Source organism: Pseudomonas graminis (assembly GCF_001705435.1).
Taxonomy (GTDB): Bacteria; Pseudomonadota; Gammaproteobacteria; order Pseudomonadales; family Pseudomonadaceae; genus Aquipseudomonas; species Aquipseudomonas graminis_B.
On sequence record NZ_MDEN01000066.1, the window covers coordinates 331,704 to 347,788 of the forward strand.

Consider the following 16,085-nt stretch of genomic DNA (forward strand, 5'->3'; position numbering starts at 1 on the left):
CAGGGACGTTACCCATGAAAAGGATCAGCATCCAGGAACGTCCTGACTGGCGCCAGACAGCCGAGCGTGAAGGGTTCAACTTTCACACCATCGACGGCGAGCGTTACTGGGATGAGCGGGCCTACTACCAGTTCACCGAAGCGCAGATCACACGGGACATCGAAGCGCCGACCCAGGAGCTTCATGCCATGTGCCTGGACGTCGTGGAAAAGGTCGTCGAGAGTGAAGAACTGCTGACCCGGCTGGCCATTCCACAGGCGTTCTTCGATCTGGTCCGCACCTCGTGGAAGGAAGGCCACCCGCATTTATACGGACGTTTTGATTTCAGCTATGACGGTGTGAACTCGGCCAAGCTGCTGGAAGCCAACATGGACACCCCTACGTCAGCATATGAAGCGGGCGCGTTCCAGCTCATCTGGCTTGAAGAGCAGATCCAGCGCGGCGTATTGCCAGCCCACGCTTCGCAGTTCAACTCGATGGCGGAGGACCTGGTACGGGCGTTTGCGGCGATCAGGGAGGGCGGGCCTTTCTACTTTTCCTGCATGTCAGGCTCTATCGAAGACAGGGGCACGACTGAGTTCCTGCGCAAAATGGCCGAGCACGCCGGCATCGAAACCCGCCACATCGACATCGAAGACATCGGCCTGAACGCCAACGGCCGATTTGTCGACCTTGACGGCCGCTGGATCGAACGCATCTTCAAGCTGCATGCCTGGGAGCATGTCTTCCATGAGCCCCACGGCCAGGCCATCCCGCAGTGCGACACACAGTTCATCGAACCGGCCTGGAAGGCGATCATTTCGAACAAAGGCATCCTGCCGTTGCTGTGGGAATTCAACGAAGGGCACCCCAATCTGCTGCCGTCTTTCGTCGACCAGAACCCGCAATCCGCAGTGCCGAAGGGCTGGGTGCGCAAGCCGTACTTTTCCCGCGAAGGCGCCAACATCGAAATCCGCACCCCGACAAACCAGGTCATTTTCGAGGACGGCCCTTACAACGATGCCCCCTACATCCTGCAGGCGTTCGCGCCGTTGCCTCGTTTTGGCGACAGCTACACGCTGATCGGATCGTGGGTGGTGGGGGATACGGCTTCGGGGATTGGGATTCGTGAAGATGACAGTTTGATCACCAAGGACAGCAGCCGGTTTTTGCCGCATGTGGTGATTGATTGAGGTTTTGATGAGCCCGGCGGTGGGTGCCGCGCCAGAACGAAAAAAGCCGCGCAATGCGCGGCTTTCTATTTGGTGGGCCCACACGGACTCGAACCGTGGACCAAGGGATTATGAGTCCCCTGCTCTAACCAACTGAGCTATAGGCCCTCAGTAGGCCGCGGATTATAACGACGGTTTACGCGCTGTGCTATCCGAAACGTCTGAAACGGTTGCACGAAGAAACGTCTTGCAGAATTCCTCCGCGCGAAGGGGCAGGCTGACGAGGTAGCCCTGGATTTGTTCGCAGCCTTCATCTGCCAGAAATTGCTGCTGTTCGAGGGTTTCGACGCCTTCTGCGATGACTGTCAGTTGCATGCTGCGGCCCAGCGCGATGATGGCGCGGACAATCGCCGCATCGTGGGGGTCATCAGGCAAACCGCGCACAAACGATTGATCGATCTTGAGGATGTCCAGCGGCAGGCGTTTGAGGTAACTGAGCGAGGAGTAGCCGGTGCCGAAGTCGTCGATCGCCAGCTGCACGCCGAGTTTCTTCAGGCGATGCAGGACTGAAAGCGCTTCTTCGGTCTGCGACATGATGAAGTTCTCGGTGATCTCCAGCTGCAGGCAGCCTGGCTGTAACTGGTGCTGGAGCAGCAGACGCTCGATCCTGTTGACCAGGTTGGGCTGACGCAGCTGTGCACCGGCAAGGTTCACTGACAAGGGCCCAAACACGTCGTAGCGCTGGTTCCACTCGTGCAACTGCTGGCAGGCCGTATCGAGCACCCATTCGCCGATCTGCAGGATCATGCCGTTTTCTTCTGCCAGCGGAATAAACCGCTCGGGTGGGATGTGGCCGAAAGTGGGGTGGAACCAGCGTATCAGCGCCTCGGCCCCGACCAGGCGTTGTGTCAGCAAGCTGATCTTGGGCTGGTAGGACAGGGTGAACTCGTTACGCTCGATGGCGCGCCGCAGCTCGTGCTCCAGGGCAATCCGCTCGCTGGCCTGAGCGGTCAGATCGCGCGTGTAATGCTCTACGCGGTTGCGCCCCTTGGCCTTCGAGCGATACATCGCTGCGTCAGCATTCTTGATCAGCGTGGCCACATCGGCGCCATCGGTGGGAAACAGCGCGCTGCCGATGCTGGTGCTCATGAAGAATTCATGTTCGCCCGCCTGGAACGGCGACGAAAAACTGTTGAGCAGCTTGGTGGCGACCGCTTCGGCGTCGCTCGGGTTTTGCAGGCCGGGCAACAGAATGATGAATTCATCACCGCCGAGTCGCGCGACGGTGTCGATGTCGCGCAGGTTCTCCTTCAGGCGTACCGCTATGCTTTTCAGCAGCAGGTCACCGACCGGGTGGCCGAGGCTGTCGTTGATGTGCTTGAAGCGGTCCAGGTCCAGAAACAACACCGCGCCAAGGCTGTAAGCCGCTCTGGAGTGAGCCAGCGCGGCGTGCAGTCGGCTTTCGAACAGCGTGCGGTTGGGCAGACCGGTCAGCGGGTCGTGGTGTGCCTGATAATCCAGCCGGGCCTGAGCCTGCTTCAGGCTGGAAATATCAGCGAACACTGCAACGAAGTGGGTGATGAATTTATCGCGATTGCGCACGGCACTGATGGTCAGCCAGCTCGGATAGATCTCGCCATTTTTGCGCCGGTTGCTGATCTCGCCCTGCCAATGACCCTCTGCCGTCAGTTGGTACCACATGGCGGCGTAGAACGCGCTGTCGTGGAGTCCGGACGCCAACAAGCTTGGCGTGTTACCGAGCGCTTCGAGTTCGCTGTAGCCAGTGATCTCGCTGAAGGCGCGGTTCACGGCATTGATCCGCTGTCGGGTGTCGGTGATCAGTACGCCTTCCGCTGTGCTCTCGAATACCGTTGCGGCCAGTTGCAGCTTTTCCTGCATCTGGTGGCGGTCGGTGATGTCGCGCGCGATGGTGAGCATGCAGTCCTCACCGGCAATCAGAAGCGGTCGCGCGGAAATCTCGCACAGACGGATCTGACCATCCCTGCGACGGATGTGGCTGGTAAAGTCCTTCACGAAACCGTCACGTCTCAGTTGCTCAAGCAGTTGCTGTCGCTCGTTCAAATCTACCCAGATGCCCAGGTCAAGGGTGGTGCGGTCCAGCGACAACGAGCTGTGATAGCCGGTGATGCGGCTGAAGCCGTCGTTCACCTCCACCAGCAGCCCGTCGTTTTGCCGCGTAATCAGCAGGCCGTCAGGGGAGGAGTGGAACGCTTTGGCAAATTTCTCTTCGGACATCTGCAGCTGTTGCTGGGCCTCCTTGAGTGGCGTGATGTCCCTCACCACCAGAACCACTGCCGCCGTGGAGTCCAGATCAAAAGGCTCGGCTGACAGAAGCCCGGTGAACAGCCGACCATCACTGCGCCGAAACGGCATTTCCAGATTGCGGATGCTGCCCTTCTGAAGGCGTTGCAGCAGGCTGTGGCCGATGTCGGGAATACCCCAGATGTTCAGCTCGGCAGGCACGCGCCCGACGACTTCAGCAGGGCTGACGCCGATCTGCTCCAGAAATGCTGGATTCGCCTCCAGAAAGCAGCCGTCCGAAAGACGCGCGATGACCAGCATGTCAGGACACTGCGCAAACACCGAGGCGAACTTCCCTTCCGAAAGACGCAGCGCCTCTTCGGTTTGCTTGGCTTCGCTGATGTCGATCATCAGCCCCCGCATCACAGGCTCTCGGCCATAGCCGATCATGCTTACGATGTCTCGAATCCAGACCACCCTGCCGTCGGCGCTCAGGACTCGATAATCGACGCTGTGATCGTTGCCTTCCGCCACCTCCCGGTCGCAATAGGCCTGGGCGTAGTCGACGTCCTCCGGATGAACGATACTCCGCCAGAATCCGGGCCTTCGCCATTGGTGCAGCGGATACCCCAACAAATCCTGCGCGTGGGGCGAGACATAGTTGTAGGAATAGTCGTGGGTATTGGCTTCCCACGCGATGGCCGAGAGGCTCTCGATCATCCCGCGATAGTGATACTCGCTGCTGCGCAGTTCTTGTTCCAGGGCGATTCGGCGGGAGATCTCGGAACTGAGACGACGGTTTATCCGGACTACGATGGCCAGTACCGTCGTCAGAAAAAGCAATCCGGGCAGTCCGATGAGCAGAAATTCGTGCCAGAGCTTGCTGCGCTCACTGGAGTGAGTGGCCGCCTGCGAGGCGGAGGGCGAATCGTCCAGTCCGCTGAATTGTTCGGGTTGGCGACTTTGATCGATACCCGCAAATCGGTCGCTGATCAAGTCAGTGGGCAGATGAAGACTTATACCGGGTGCATTCCCGGGTTCAGTATCCTCGCCGGGCAGCCACTCCTGATGCATACCTTGCCCGTTTTCCCCGCCGTGAAGCGATGCCTGGGCGGTGACAGCAGCGGGGGCGAGCACGCATAAGAGAGCAATGGCCGGCATCCAAATCATGGCAGCCTCGGTGATTCATGGGTGAGAATCAACCGAGTGTAGTCGGGCTGGACAGCAGTGGCACTCTGCCGGAAATTTATTCCTTAAAACGCAAAACCCCCAGCAATGCCGGGGGTTTTGGTACGACGTGTCGCTTACTCGTCGAGGAACGAGCGCAGGTGTTCGCTTCGCGTCGGGTGACGCAGCTTGCGCAACGCCTTGGCTTCTATCTGACGGATACGTTCACGGGTAACATCGAACTGCTTACCGACTTCCTCGAGGGTGTGGTCGGTGTTCATGTCGATACCGAAACGCATACGCAGGACCTTGGCTTCACGGGCGGTGAGGCCCGACAGCACTTCGCGCGTCGCTTCTTTCAAGCTCTCTACCGTGGCGACATCGATTGGCGACTGCATGGTCGAGTCTTCGATGAAGTCACCCAGGTGCGAGTCTTCGTCGTCGCCGATCGGGGTTTCCATGGAGATCGGCTCTTTAGCGATCTTCAATACCTTGCGGATCTTGTCCTCGGGCATTTCCATGCGTTCGCCCAGCTCTTCCGGCGTCGGTTCGCGACCCATTTCCTGCAACATCTGACGGGAAATGCGGTTGAGCTTGTTGATCGTCTCGATCATGTGCACCGGGATACGGATGGTGCGTGCCTGGTCAGCGATCGAGCGAGTGATTGCCTGACGAATCCACCAGGTGGCGTACGTCGAGAACTTGTAACCGCGACGGTATTCGAACTTGTCCACCGCCTTCATCAGACCGATGTTGCCTTCCTGGATCAGATCGAGGAATTGCAGGCCACGGTTGGTGTACTTCTTGGCGATCGAGATCACCAGACGCAGGTTGGCTTCAACCATTTCTTTCTTCGCGCGGCGGGCCTTGGCCTCACCGATCGACATCCGACGGTTGATGTCCTTGATTTCCAGGATGGTCAGGCCGGTTTCTTCTTCCAGCGCGGTCAGCTTTTGCTGGCAACGTTGAATGTCGGCCTGAAGCCGACCAATGGCTTCAGCGTATTTGCTTTTGCCTTTGGCCAGCCCGTCTGTCCAGCTCTGATCAACTTCATTGCCCGGGAACTGGCGAAGGAAGTCGGCGCGCGGCATGCGTGCATCACGAACACACAGCTGCATGATGGCGCGTTCTTGCGCACGCAGACGCTCAAGGGCACCGCGAACACGCTCAACCAGACCTTCAAACTGTTTTGGAACCAGCTTGATCGGCATGAACAGCTCGGCCAGGGCCAGCAGTTCAGCGTTGGCCTGCTTGCTGCCGCGGCCGTGCTTTTTCAGGGCCTTGAGGGCAATGGCCATCTGGTCTGAAACGGCACCGAAGCGCTGGGCGGCGATGACTGGGTCCGGTCCACTTTCGACCTCGTCCTCTTCATCGTCGGAAGCGTCTTCTTCTTCGTCGTCAGCACCTTCGGCTTTCTCGGCCTTCGGGTCGACTGGCGGCGGGACTTCGGCTGGCGGCGCGATGCCGTCGTCCGGGTCGATATAGCCGCTCAGGACGTCGGACAGACGACCGCCTTCGGTAGTAACGCGAGTGTACTCGGAGAGAATGTGCTCAACCGTGCCAGGGAAGTGCGCGATCGCGCCCATCACTTCACGGATGCCTTCTTCGATACGCTTGGCGATTTCGATTTCGCCTTCACGCGTCAGAAGCTCGACCGTACCCATTTCACGCATGTACATGCGCACTGGGTCAGTCGTGCGACCGATGTCGGTCTCGACCGCAGCCAACGCCGCAGCGGCTTCTTCAGCGGCTGCCTCGTCAGTGTCGGCGTCGGCCAACATAAGGGCGTCCGCATCCGGAGCACTCTCGTGTACGGGGATCCCCATGTCGTTGATCATGCGGATGATGTCTTCCACCTGCTCAGGATCTGAAATATCCTCAGGCAGGTGGTCGTTGACCTCTGCGTAAGTCAGATACTTCTGCTCACGACCCAGGGTGATCAACTCTTTGATACGAGACTGCTGTTGCGCTTTTCCGGACATAACACCCTATCCACTGAAGGTCTTGGCGGGCAAAAAACAAGCCGGGGATTATACCCGAGCTATGACCTCACACGCCAGTTGAGGTCGGGGTTTGTGCAGGAACTTTGCGATTTAACAGGTTGAGCAGCTGAACTTTTTCTTCTGCGCTCAGGCCTGACTGCCGTTCCTTCCTGATCAATTGCTCCAGATGTCGCTCGCGTTGGCGGGCAGACAAGCTAGTTATAGTGTCGAAAAACTGTTGTTCAAGGTTATCGGCCGATATCAGCCATTCCTTTTCCGCCAGTTGACGCAATAATCGTCCTTGATCGGTGCCATGCCAGCGGGCGATCAACTGCATCGTGCGCAGCTTCGGATTTTTCTGTGTAGCGTCAATCAGTGCCACGAGAAGCTGCGAATAAACGTTCTCTTCATCGGCGAACGTACTGGCGTTGGCGACCTGTGCCGACAGCTCAGGGTGGTGCAGTAGCGTTCTGAGTGCTGTCAGCGCCGGTGGCTCTACCGTCGCCGGTGTGCGTGGACCGCGAGGTTCGAAATCAGGGCGCTTGCCGTTCTTGTCCCATTTCTTGCCTTTGTCCCACGGCTTCTTGTCCCATTTCTTCTGCTGACCGCCCGGCGCGTTCGGTGTCCATTCCTGCTGCGCCTGATAGTCGTGCTGCTGGTAATCGCCGTAATCCGGCACGGCCTCGTAATCGAAGCCGGGGTCGTAGCTGGGCTGAGCTTCCGCCGGCGCAGACTGCATCAACTGGTTGACCGCAGCGGTGTCCAGCCCGGTGATTTCTTTCAGGCGCCGACGCATCAATTCGCGCAAATTGGCGCCCGGCACTTTTTCGATCAGCGGCGCGGCCAGCGTCACCATATGCGCCTTGCCTTCCAGGGAGCGCGGATCGGCCTCCTTGGTCAGTTGCTCGAAAAAATAGTCGGCCAGCGGTTGTGCGTGCTGGTTGATTCGCGCCTTGAACGCGTCAGTGCCTTCGGCGCGCACCAAGGTGTCGGGATCTTCCCCTTCGGGCAGAAACAGAAACCTCGCGCGCCGGCCATCCTGCAAGCCGGGAATCGTTGCTTCCAGTGCACGCCAGGCGGCATTTCGGCCAGCCTGGTCGCCGTCGAAGCAGAACAGCACGTTCGGTACCACACGAAACAGCCGCTTCAAATGCTCTTCACTGGTCGCCGTACCCAGTGTCGCAACGGCATTGCGCAAGCCTTGTTGGGCCAGTGCAATGACGTCCATGTAACCTTCGACGACGATAATCTCGTCCAGGTTACGGTTAAATTTGCGAGCTTCGAATAAACCGTACAACTCCTGACCCTTATGAAACACCGGGGTTTCAGGAGAGTTCAGGTATTTAGGCTTGTCGTCGCCCAGTACCCGCCCGCCAAATGCGATCACACGGCCGCGGCTGTCGCGAATGGGGAACATCACCCGGTCGCGAAAGCGGTCGTAGCGTTTGCCGGTTTCGGCGTTTTCGATCAGCAAGCCAGCGTCGATCATCGCCTTCTGCTGAAGGGTGTCGCTGCTTAAGTGCTTGTAGAGGTTATCCCAGCCAGGGGGGGCGAAGCCCAGTCCGAAGTCGCGGGCGATCTCGCCTGACAGGCCACGGCCTTTCAGGTATTCCACCGCGGATTTTCGCGTTGGATGGCTTTTCAGCGCAGCCCGGTAAAAGTCGGCGGCGGCGGTTAGCAGAGGGTAAAGCGGCGAATCAGTAGGCTGGCGGGGCTTTTGCCCTTTTACGCCTTGTTCGCGAGGGACTTCCATCCCGGCGGCTTTGGCAAGGTCTTCGACGGCTTGGGGGAAATCCAGGTTGTCGTGGTCCATGATGAAGCCGAGGGCATTGCCACCCGCGCCACAACCGAAGCAGTAATAAAACTGTTTGTCCGGGCTGACGCTGAACGACGGTGTCTTCTCTTTATGGAAAGGACAACAGGCGCTGAAGTTCTTGCCGGTCTTTTTTAATTGAACGCGTGAGCTGACAACATCGACGATGTCGGTGCGGTTCAGGAGGTCGTCAATAAAACCTTGGGGAATCAGTCCGGCCATGGCGTTCTCATCATCAGGCGCCCCGCCAGAAAGATCGTGGCGAATCCAAACCGTAACGACGGTTGCTTGGTCAGTGTAGACGGGTCAACGCGGCCTGAATCAGGCTGGAAGAAATCGACGGGGTTTGTCTCGGTCGCATCTGCGGCGTCAACAGCCTCTGTCTTGTGTTGCTTGAACAGTGTTGCTTGAGGCTAGAACTGCAACTGCCGACAGCCCGGCTTTGAAGGCCGGGCAAGGCAGAAGCTTGCGTCAGACGTCTGTATTAATACAGACGAACGGCGCGGCGCTGTTCGCGCTGTACTTTCTTGGCGTGACGCTTAACAGCAGCTGCTGCTTTACGCTTACGCTCAGAAGTCGGCTTCTCGTAAAATTCGCGGCTACGAACTTCAGCCAGAACACCGGCTTTTTCGCAGGAGCGCTTGAAACGACGCAGAGCTACGTCGAAGGGTTCGTTCTCTTTAACTTTGACGGCTGGCATCCAGAGCTACCTTCATTCATTACCGGGGTCAACGCTTACTGCAACGCTTGCACTAAGTACGTCGGTTTTTAAGGGTTGCGGATGTTAACCCCTTGCTTCGCGGAATGCAAAGCCTCTGATCGAAAAGCACTGGTCGCAGGCATGAGCGGCGACTATTATGCGCGCCTTCGAATTCAGCCTCCACAAGGCGTACCCCATGCTAGTACTGGGAATGGAAACTTCCTGCGATGAGACCGGTGTCGCGCTGTACGACAGCGAACGCGGGCTGCTTGCCGATGCATTATTCAGCCAGATCGACCTGCACCGCGTCTATGGCGGTGTGGTCCCGGAGCTTGCCTCGCGTGACCATGTAAAACGCATGCTGCCCTTGATTCGTCAGGTGTTGGCCGAGGCCGACTGCGCCGTGACCGAGATCGATGCCATTGCCTACACCGCTGGCCCCGGGCTGGTCGGGGCCCTGCTGGTGGGTGCCTCGTGCGCACAGGCTCTGGCGTTCGCGTGGGACATCCCGGCACTGGGTGTTCACCACATGGAAGGGCATTTGCTCGCACCGATGCTGGAGGAAAATCCTCCTGAGTTTCCGTTCGTCGCTTTGTTGGTTTCCGGCGGCCATACGCAGCTGGTTCGCGTCGATGGCATTGGTCTTTATGAGCTGCTGGGCGAGACCCTGGACGACGCCGCCGGCGAAGCCTTCGACAAAACCGCGAAAATGATGGGCCTGAATTACCCTGGCGGTCCGGAGATTTCCCGTCTGGCGCAATCCGGTGTGGCCGGGCGTTTTGTCTTTCCGCGTCCGATGACGGATCGTCCCGGGCTGGATTTCAGCTTCAGCGGCCTGAAAACCTTCTCCCTGAACACCTGGCAGCAGTGCCAGAGCGCCGGGGACGACAGCGAGCAAACCCGTTGCGACATCTCACTGGCCTTCCAGCAGGCGGTGGTGGACACTTTGACCATCAAGTGCAAACGCGCGCTGAAGCAGACCGGTTTGAAACGTCTGGTCATTGCCGGCGGCGTGAGCGCAAACAAGGCGTTGCGCCTGTCGCTGGAACAGATGCTCGAAGGCCTGGGCGGAAATGTCTATTACGCGAGGCCCGAGTTCTGCACCGACAACGGCGCGATGATCGCCTTTGCCGGCTGCCAGCGATTGCAGGCAGGGCAGAGGGAAAGTCTGAGCATTACCGTGCAGGCGCGCTGGCCAATGGAGCAGCTGCCAGGTCTTTAAGGGCAAGGCAGTGCACGCGACGGGTTGGGCCTCTGACAGGTGTCGTTTCAGAAATGCCGTTCGCGCCCCGCAAACAGGTCGCGTAGATTGCCCCGATGGCGCCAGACGATGAGCAGCGTCAGTACGCTCATCGGCAGCAAGGCGTGGGGTTCCTGCCAGGCAAGCAGCGGCAGCGTCAGCGGCGTGGCGATCAACGACGCCAGTGAGCTGGTGCGAGTGAGGTAGAACGTCAGCAGCCAGGCGCCGATGGCGAGCAGGGCAGCTGGCGGATACAAGGCCAGCAACATGCCGGCGGCCGTGGCCACGCCCTTGCCGCCGCGGAAACGAAAGTAAAGCGGGAACAGATGCCCCAGGACGGCGCACAGACCGATCCAGGCTTGCAGGCGTGGGTCGAGGCTCAGAGCTCTGGCGATCAGCACCGGGATCATGCCTTTGCAGACGTCGCCAACCAAGGTCAGCACCGCGAGCTTCTTGCCGGCCACGCGCAGCATGTTGGTGGCGCCGGCGTTGCCCGACCCACTGGCGCGCGGGTCCGGGCGACCGGTTATGCGGCTGATCAGGATGGCGAAGGACAGTGAGCCGAGCAGGTAGGCGAGGACCGCCAGTAACCAAAACATGCTAACCATTCCGGGCGAGGTTGCCTTGATTCTAACGGCGCATTGCGCCCTTGTCGTGCAGCGGAGAGATAGGCTTGGACAGAGTTTTCATTGAAGGTCTGGAGGTCGATACCGTCATCGGCGCCTACGACTGGGAGCGTGGCATTCGCCAGTGCCTGCGTCTGGACCTGAGTTTTGCCTGGGACAATCGGCCTGCAGCCGCAGGCGATGACCTGAGCAAAGCGCTCGATTACGCCAGTGTGTCCGCGCGGATTCAGGCGTTCGCCGAAGTCTCTCAATTCCAACTGGTTGAAACCTTTGCCGAGCGTCTGGCCGAAGTGCTCATGAGCGAGTTCAACATTCCCTGGCTGCACCTCAAATTGACCAAGCCGGGAGCCGTGCCAGCGGCGAAGGGCGTTGGGGTGGAGATCGAGCGCGGATGTCGCTGACACGGATTTTTCTGGGACTGGGCAGCAATATCGAGCGGGAGCGCCATCTGTGCGCCGGCCTCGACGCCCTTGCCGGCTTCCTCACCGAGATGACCTGCTCGCCGGTGTTCGAAAGTCACCCGGTGGGGATCAAGAGCGGGCCGTTTTTCAATCTGGTGGTTTCGGCACTGACGGATCTGCCGCTGACTGAACTGGACCGCCGCCTCAAATTCATCGAAGCCGATAACGGGCGTTATGCCCCTGACCGCAAAGGTTTGCCGCTGGATATTGATGTCCTGCTGTATGGCGAGCAGGTCGGCAACTTCGACGGCCTGATTCTGCCCCGCGCCGAAATCCTCAAAAATGCGTTCGTGCTGTGGCCGTTGTCGCTGATCGCGCCGCAACGTCTGCACCCTGAGGCCGGCGTCTCGTTTGCCCAGCTTTGGGCCGACGCGAACATCAATCAGAAACTCTGGCCGGTTGCCTTCGAATGGCGCGGCGAGCCACTCACCCCGGCCCTCCTGCTGGCTGCGGTGTAAACAGGCGGCTGAGAGGGCGTCGACTGAGCCGCAGCCAACTCAGCGGCTTAGTGCTGATAAGACGCCTTGTACACTTTCAGCGTATCCAGCCGCTCTCGCTTGAGCGCTTCGCCTAATTGCTGGCCCTGAAAACCTTTCTCCAGCAGCGGCTGTACGGCCACCTGCCGGGCCGCCTCAGCCGCGCCGCGCAGATATTCGGCTTGCGGGTACGTGCGCTCCTCAAACCCCTTGCGGCCTCGGGCGTCCATTTCGCAGGCTGCGATGAATTCCTCGAATCGCTGCGGTCGGCGATACACGTCAAAGCTCTGCAGCAAATCCAGCAATGTCGACGGCTTCAGCTCCAGCGCGCGATGCCCATGGGTGTGATACTCGCCCACCAGCAGCGCCAGTTCCTGACAGTCCCTTGGCACTTTGAAACGCTGGTTCACCGCCTTGATCGCTTTGAGCCCTTTGTGCTCGTGGGCGATGTGGCGCGGCCATTCCTCTTCCGGCGTGAGTCCCTTGCCCAAGTCATGCAGCAGGCACGCCCAACGCACGCTTAGCGGCTGGCGGTACAGGGCGGACTGATGCAACACGCTGAGGACGTGCAAACCCGTATCGATTTCAGGGTGGTGGGTTTCCGGCTGAGGCACGCCAAACAGCGCGTCGACTTCTGGCATGAGTATTTTCAGGGCGCCACATTCACGCAGGACCTCGATGAACACTTGGGGCTCTTTTTCCATCAGCGCGCGGGAAATTTCCTTCCAGCTGCGTTCCGGTGTCAGCGCTTCCAGTTCACCCGAACCGCTCAGCTGACCCATGAGTTCGAGGGTTTCCGGAGCAATGGTGAAACCGTCGGGGGCATAGCGCGCGGCGAAACGGGCCACACGCAGGACGCGCAAGGGATCTTCGGCGAACGCGGGGGAAACGTGACGCAACACTCGGGCTTCGAGGTCCTGCTGGCCATGATAGGGATCAGTCAGCTGGCCGTTCTTGTCTTCGGCAATAGCATTGATGGTCAGGTCGCGGCGGATCAGATCTTGCTCCAGCGTGACGTCCGGGTGGGCGTGAAAAACAAAGCCGCCGTATCCCTTGCCGGTCTTGCGCTCGGTGCGAGCCAGTGCGTATTCCTCACCGGTGAGCGGATGCAGGAAGACGGGAAAATCCGTTCCCACCGGGCGGTAGCCCTTCACCAGCATCTCTTCAGTCGATGCACCCACTACCACCCAGTCGATGTCAGTGACCGGTTTGCCAAGCAGGCGATCGCGTACTGCGCCGCCAACTTTATAAATCTGCATAAAAAAGCCTCCGTGAGGGCGACAGGATAAACCTTAAGTCGCGATCGCGGAGGCTGGAAACGCTCATGGTTTATAAGTGGACGACCGCCAGGTCCAGCCGGGGATATTCACTGTCAGCGTGTTCGCTTCTCGGCGGCACATGGTGGACTTTCATGACCTGGTCGCCCTGCAGCGTCTCCAGATGGATATCAAAACCCCACAGCCGGTGCAGGTGCTTCAGCACTTCGTCCGTCGAATCGCCAAGGGGTTTGCGGTCGTGCTGTTGATGACGCAGGGTCAGGGAGCGGTCGCCGCGACGGTCGATGCTGTAGATCTGCACGTTGGGTTCGCGGTTGCCGAGGTTGTATTGCGCGGCGAGGGTTTCACGAATCACATTGTAGCCGGTTTCATCGTGGATGGCGGGCACGAGGAGGTCGTCCTTCTGATCATCGTCGAGGATGCTGAACAGCTTCAGGTCACGAATCACCTTGGGCGACAGGTACTGCAGGATGAAGCTCTCGTCCTTGAAGCTGCTCATCGCAAACTTCACCGCCGTTAGCCAGTCGGTACCGGCCAGATCGGGAAACCAGTGATGGTCTTCTTCGGTCGGGTGCTCGCACATCCGTCGGATGTCCTGATACATCGCAAACCCCAGCGTGTAGGGATTGATACCGCTGTAGTAAGGACTGTCGAAGCCCGGCTGATAGACAACACTGGTGTGGGAAGTCAGGAATTCCAGCATGAAGCCGTCAGTCACCAGCCCTTCGTCGTACAGATCATTCATCAGCGTGTAATGCCAAAACGTCGCCCATCCCTCGTTCATCACCTGGGTCTGACGCTGCGGGTAAAAATACTGGGCGATTTTGCGCACGATGCGCACGACTTCACGCTGCCAGGGCTCCAGCAACGGCGCGTGTTTTTCGATGAAGTAAAGGATGTTTTCCTGAGGTTCGGCGGGGAAACGCGAGAAATCCTCTTTGTCGTTCTTGCTCGCGCTTTTCGGAATCGTGCGCCACAGATCGTTGATCTGTTTCTGCAGGTGCTCCTCCCGGTCCTTCATGCGGCGCCGTTCTTCCTCAGCCGAAATGGGGTAGGGCCGCTTGTAGCGATCCACGCCGTAGTTCATCAGCGCGTGGCAGGAATCGAGCAAATCCTCGACCGCGTCGATCCCGTGGCGCTCTTCACACTGCATGATGTACTGCTTGGCGAAGACCAGGTAATCGATGATCGAGCTGGCGTCGGTCCAGGTGCGGAACAGGTAGTTGCCCTTGAAAAAGCTGTTATGCCCGTAACAGGCATGGGCCACCACCAGCGCCTGCATGCAGATGGTGTTCTCTTCCATCAGATAGGCGATACACGGGTCGGAGTTGATGACGATCTCGTACGCCAGACCCATCTGCCCGCGCGAGTAGGATTTCTCCGTGCTGAGGAAGTGCTTGCCGTAGGACCAATGGTGATAACCCAGCGGCATGCCGACGGACGCATAGGCATCCATCATTTGCTCGGCGGTGATCACCTCGATCTGATTGGGGTAAGTGTCCAGCGCGTACCGTTCGGCGATGCGGCTGATCTCCCGGTCGTATGCCTGGATCAGTTCGAACGTCCACTCTGAACCCGTGGAGAGGGGTTGGCGCTTCTGCTCTCTAGCGGTCATGTCACTAACCTGCGCTGGAAGAGTTCACGGAACACCGGATAGATATCACCGGCAGAGGCCAGCTGCTGCTGGGCGAACGTGTCGGCGAAGGCTTCGCCGATGCGCTCGTATTCGAACCACAGCGCCTGATGTTCGCGCGGGGTGATTTCGACGTAGGTGTAGTACTGCACGAACGGCATGATCTGTTTGATCAGGATGTCGCGGCAAATGGGTGAGTCATCGTTCCAGTTGTCGCCGTCCGAGGCCTGGGCTGCGTAAATGTTCCATTCGTTGGTGGGGTAGCGCTCGGCCATGATCTCCTGCATCAGCTTCAATGCGCTGGACACGATAGTGCCGCCGGTTTCCCGAGAATAGAAAAACTCCTCTTCGTCGACTTCCCGCGCGCTCGTGTGGTGGCGGATGAAGACCACTTCGATCTTGTCGTAGTTACGTTTGAGGAACAGGTACAGCAGGATGAAAAAGCGCTTGGCAATGTCCTTGGTCGCCTGGGTCATCGACCCGGAAACGTCCATTAGACAGAACATCACGGCTTTGGAGCTGGGGTTGGGCTGTTTGACCAGCAGGTTGTATTTGAGGTCGAAGGTGTCCAGGTACGGGACACGGCGGATGCGTGCCTGAAGTTTCGCGGCCTCGATTTCCAGTTCCTGAATGTCACCGAAGTTATCCGGCTCCTCGATCCTCAGGCGCTCCAGTTCGGCCTGCACCTGCCGCAGCTTGGCCCGGCTGCTGCCGGACAGCGCGATACGCCGCGCATGTGCCGAGCGCAACGTGCGGATGATGTTAATCCGTGAAGGGTTGCCTTCGTTGCTGATGCCTGCGCGAACGGTTTTGAAAGTGTCAGTGCCACTCAGGTTGCGCTTGACCAGATTGGGCAGCTCCAGGTCCTCGAACATGAATTCGAGAAACTCTTCCTGGGTGATCTGGAACACGAACTCATCCATGCCTTCGCCTGAATTGCCCGCCTTGCCAGGCCCTTTGCCACCGCCACCCCCTTGGGGGCGTGCGATGTGCTCACCGGTGGTGAACTCCTTGTTACCCGGATGAACCACCGTTTGCTTGCCGCCGCGACCATGATGAAGCACCGGCTCGTCAATATCCCGCCCCGGGATACTGATCTGTTCGCCGTGCTCCATGTCAGTAATGGAGCGCCGGCTGACGGCTTCTTCAACTGCCTTCTTGATGTGATCACGGTAACGACGCAGAAACCGCTGCCGATTTACCGTGCTCTTGTTCTTGCCATTGAGACGTCGGTCGATCACATAGCTCATAGGCCCCTCCGGGGAGCTTCAAGTGGTGAGCTGCAAGCTGCAAGTAG

Annotated in this window: 11 protein-coding genes, 1 tRNA gene and 1 pseudogene; 4 read left to right on the forward strand and 9 right to left on the reverse strand. The window is 59.0% G+C overall.

Features of this window, described 5'->3' with window-relative positions; genetic code table 11:
- Positions 1-14: 14 nt before the first annotated feature.
- Positions 15-1,172: a glutathionylspermidine synthase family protein gene (locus BBI10_RS19840; RefSeq protein WP_065991323.1), complete on the forward strand. Its 1,158-nt coding sequence runs from the start codon at positions 15-17 to the stop codon at positions 1,170-1,172.
- Between the two features lie 70 nt (positions 1,173-1,242).
- Here BBI10_RS19840 and BBI10_RS19845 read toward each other — a convergent pair.
- The 5 genes and pseudogenes from BBI10_RS19845 to rpsU all read right to left on the reverse strand — a co-directional run bounded on the left by BBI10_RS19845 (position 1,243) and on the right by rpsU (position 9,075).
- Positions 1,243-1,319 (reverse strand) — tRNA-Ile (locus BBI10_RS19845).
- 15 nt (positions 1,320-1,334) lie between these two features.
- Positions 1,335-4,277, reverse strand: a pseudogene (locus BBI10_RS19850) (EAL domain-containing protein); the annotation flags it as partial.
- Between the two features lie 440 nt (positions 4,278-4,717).
- Complete coding sequence (gene rpoD / locus BBI10_RS19855; protein ID WP_065991324.1) at positions 4,718-6,562, reverse strand: RNA polymerase sigma factor RpoD; 1,845 nt, start codon at positions 6,560-6,562, stop codon at positions 4,718-4,720.
- Between the two features lie 67 nt (positions 6,563-6,629).
- Complete coding sequence (gene dnaG / locus BBI10_RS19860) at positions 6,630-8,597, reverse strand: DNA primase (protein ID WP_065991325.1); 1,968 nt, start codon at positions 8,595-8,597, stop codon at positions 6,630-6,632.
- A 262-nt stretch (positions 8,598-8,859) separates the two neighbouring features.
- Entirely contained in the window at positions 8,860-9,075 is a 216-nt protein-coding gene (gene rpsU / locus BBI10_RS26785) for a 30S ribosomal protein S21 (protein ID WP_002551877.1), read from the reverse strand.
- Positions 9,076-9,271: 196 nt separating this feature from the next.
- Here rpsU and tsaD point away from each other — a divergent pair, with 196 nt between their 5' ends.
- Complete coding sequence (gene tsaD, locus BBI10_RS19870; protein ID WP_065991383.1) at positions 9,272-10,297, forward strand: tRNA (adenosine(37)-N6)-threonylcarbamoyltransferase complex transferase subunit TsaD; 1,026 nt, start codon at positions 9,272-9,274, stop codon at positions 10,295-10,297.
- Between the two features lie 47 nt (positions 10,298-10,344).
- Here the strand turns inward: tsaD and plsY are convergent, their stop codons facing one another.
- Positions 10,345-10,914, reverse strand: coding sequence for a glycerol-3-phosphate 1-O-acyltransferase PlsY (plsY, locus tag BBI10_RS19875; protein ID WP_065991326.1), 570 nt, complete (start codon positions 10,912-10,914; stop codon positions 10,345-10,347).
- A 74-nt stretch (positions 10,915-10,988) separates the two neighbouring features.
- On the opposite strand from plsY, the gene folB reads away from it, so the two are divergent.
- Together folB and folK are read left to right on the forward strand one after the other, a co-directional pair.
- Positions 10,989-11,342 carry a dihydroneopterin aldolase gene (gene folB, locus BBI10_RS19880; RefSeq protein WP_065991327.1) on the forward strand — a complete coding sequence of 118 codons (354 nt, stop codon included), beginning with the start codon at positions 10,989-10,991 and terminating at the stop codon, positions 11,340-11,342.
- Positions 11,333-11,860 carry a 2-amino-4-hydroxy-6-hydroxymethyldihydropteridine diphosphokinase gene (folK, locus tag BBI10_RS19885; RefSeq protein ID WP_065991328.1) on the forward strand — a complete coding sequence of 176 codons (528 nt, stop codon included), beginning with the start codon at positions 11,333-11,335 and terminating at the stop codon, positions 11,858-11,860. Before folB ends, folK begins: the two co-directional genes overlap by 10 nt.
- Before the next feature lie 47 nt (positions 11,861-11,907).
- Here folK and BBI10_RS19890 read toward each other — a convergent pair whose 3' ends face one another.
- The 3 genes from BBI10_RS19890 to BBI10_RS19900 all read right to left on the reverse strand — a co-directional run bounded on the left by BBI10_RS19890 (position 11,908) and on the right by BBI10_RS19900 (position 16,038).
- A complete protein-coding gene (locus tag BBI10_RS19890; protein WP_065991329.1) occupies positions 11,908-13,137 on the reverse strand; it encodes a multifunctional CCA addition/repair protein in 1,230 nt (409 codons plus the stop codon).
- Between the two features lie 70 nt (positions 13,138-13,207).
- A complete protein-coding gene (locus tag BBI10_RS19895; protein WP_065991330.1) occupies positions 13,208-14,770 on the reverse strand; it encodes a SpoVR family protein in 1,563 nt (520 codons plus the stop codon).
- Positions 14,767-16,038 (reverse strand): YeaH/YhbH family protein, encoded by a 1,272-nt coding sequence (locus BBI10_RS19900; RefSeq protein WP_065991331.1) that lies wholly within the window; start codon positions 16,036-16,038, stop codon positions 14,767-14,769. The genes BBI10_RS19895 and BBI10_RS19900 overlap by 4 nt, the downstream gene beginning before the upstream one ends.
- Between the last annotated feature and the right edge of the window lie 47 nt (positions 16,039-16,085).

What these genes read in the sequence shown, in the direction of transcription:
- dnaG (WP_065991325.1), bottom strand. Translation starts at nt 8,597, where the DNA reads ATGGCCGGACTGATTCCCCAAGGTTTTATTGACGACCTCCTGAACCGC.
- tsaD (WP_065991383.1), top strand. Translation starts at nt 9,272, where the DNA reads ATGCTAGTACTGGGAATGGAAACTTCCTGCGATGAGACCGGTGTCGCG.
- BBI10_RS19890 (WP_065991329.1), bottom strand. Translation starts at nt 13,137, where the DNA reads ATGCAGATTTATAAAGTTGGCGGCGCAGTACGCGATCGCCTGCTTGGC.
- rpsU (WP_002551877.1), bottom strand. Translation starts at nt 9,075, where the DNA reads ATGCCAGCCGTCAAAGTTAAAGAGAACGAACCCTTCGACGTAGCTCTG.
- rpoD (WP_065991324.1), bottom strand. Translation starts at nt 6,562, where the DNA reads ATGTCCGGAAAAGCGCAACAGCAGTCTCGTATCAAAGAGTTGATCACC.
- BBI10_RS19895 (WP_065991330.1), bottom strand. Translation starts at nt 14,770, where the DNA reads ATGACCGCTAGAGAGCAGAAGCGCCAACCCCTCTCCACGGGTTCAGAG.
- BBI10_RS19900 (WP_065991331.1), bottom strand. Translation starts at nt 16,038, where the DNA reads ATGAGCTATGTGATCGACCGACGTCTCAATGGCAAGAACAAGAGCACG.
- plsY (WP_065991326.1), bottom strand. Translation starts at nt 10,914, where the DNA reads ATGTTTTGGTTACTGGCGGTCCTCGCCTACCTGCTCGGCTCACTGTCC.
- BBI10_RS19840 (WP_065991323.1), top strand. Translation starts at nt 15, where the DNA reads ATGAAAAGGATCAGCATCCAGGAACGTCCTGACTGGCGCCAGACAGCC.
- folK (WP_065991328.1), top strand. Translation starts at nt 11,333, where the DNA reads ATGTCGCTGACACGGATTTTTCTGGGACTGGGCAGCAATATCGAGCGG.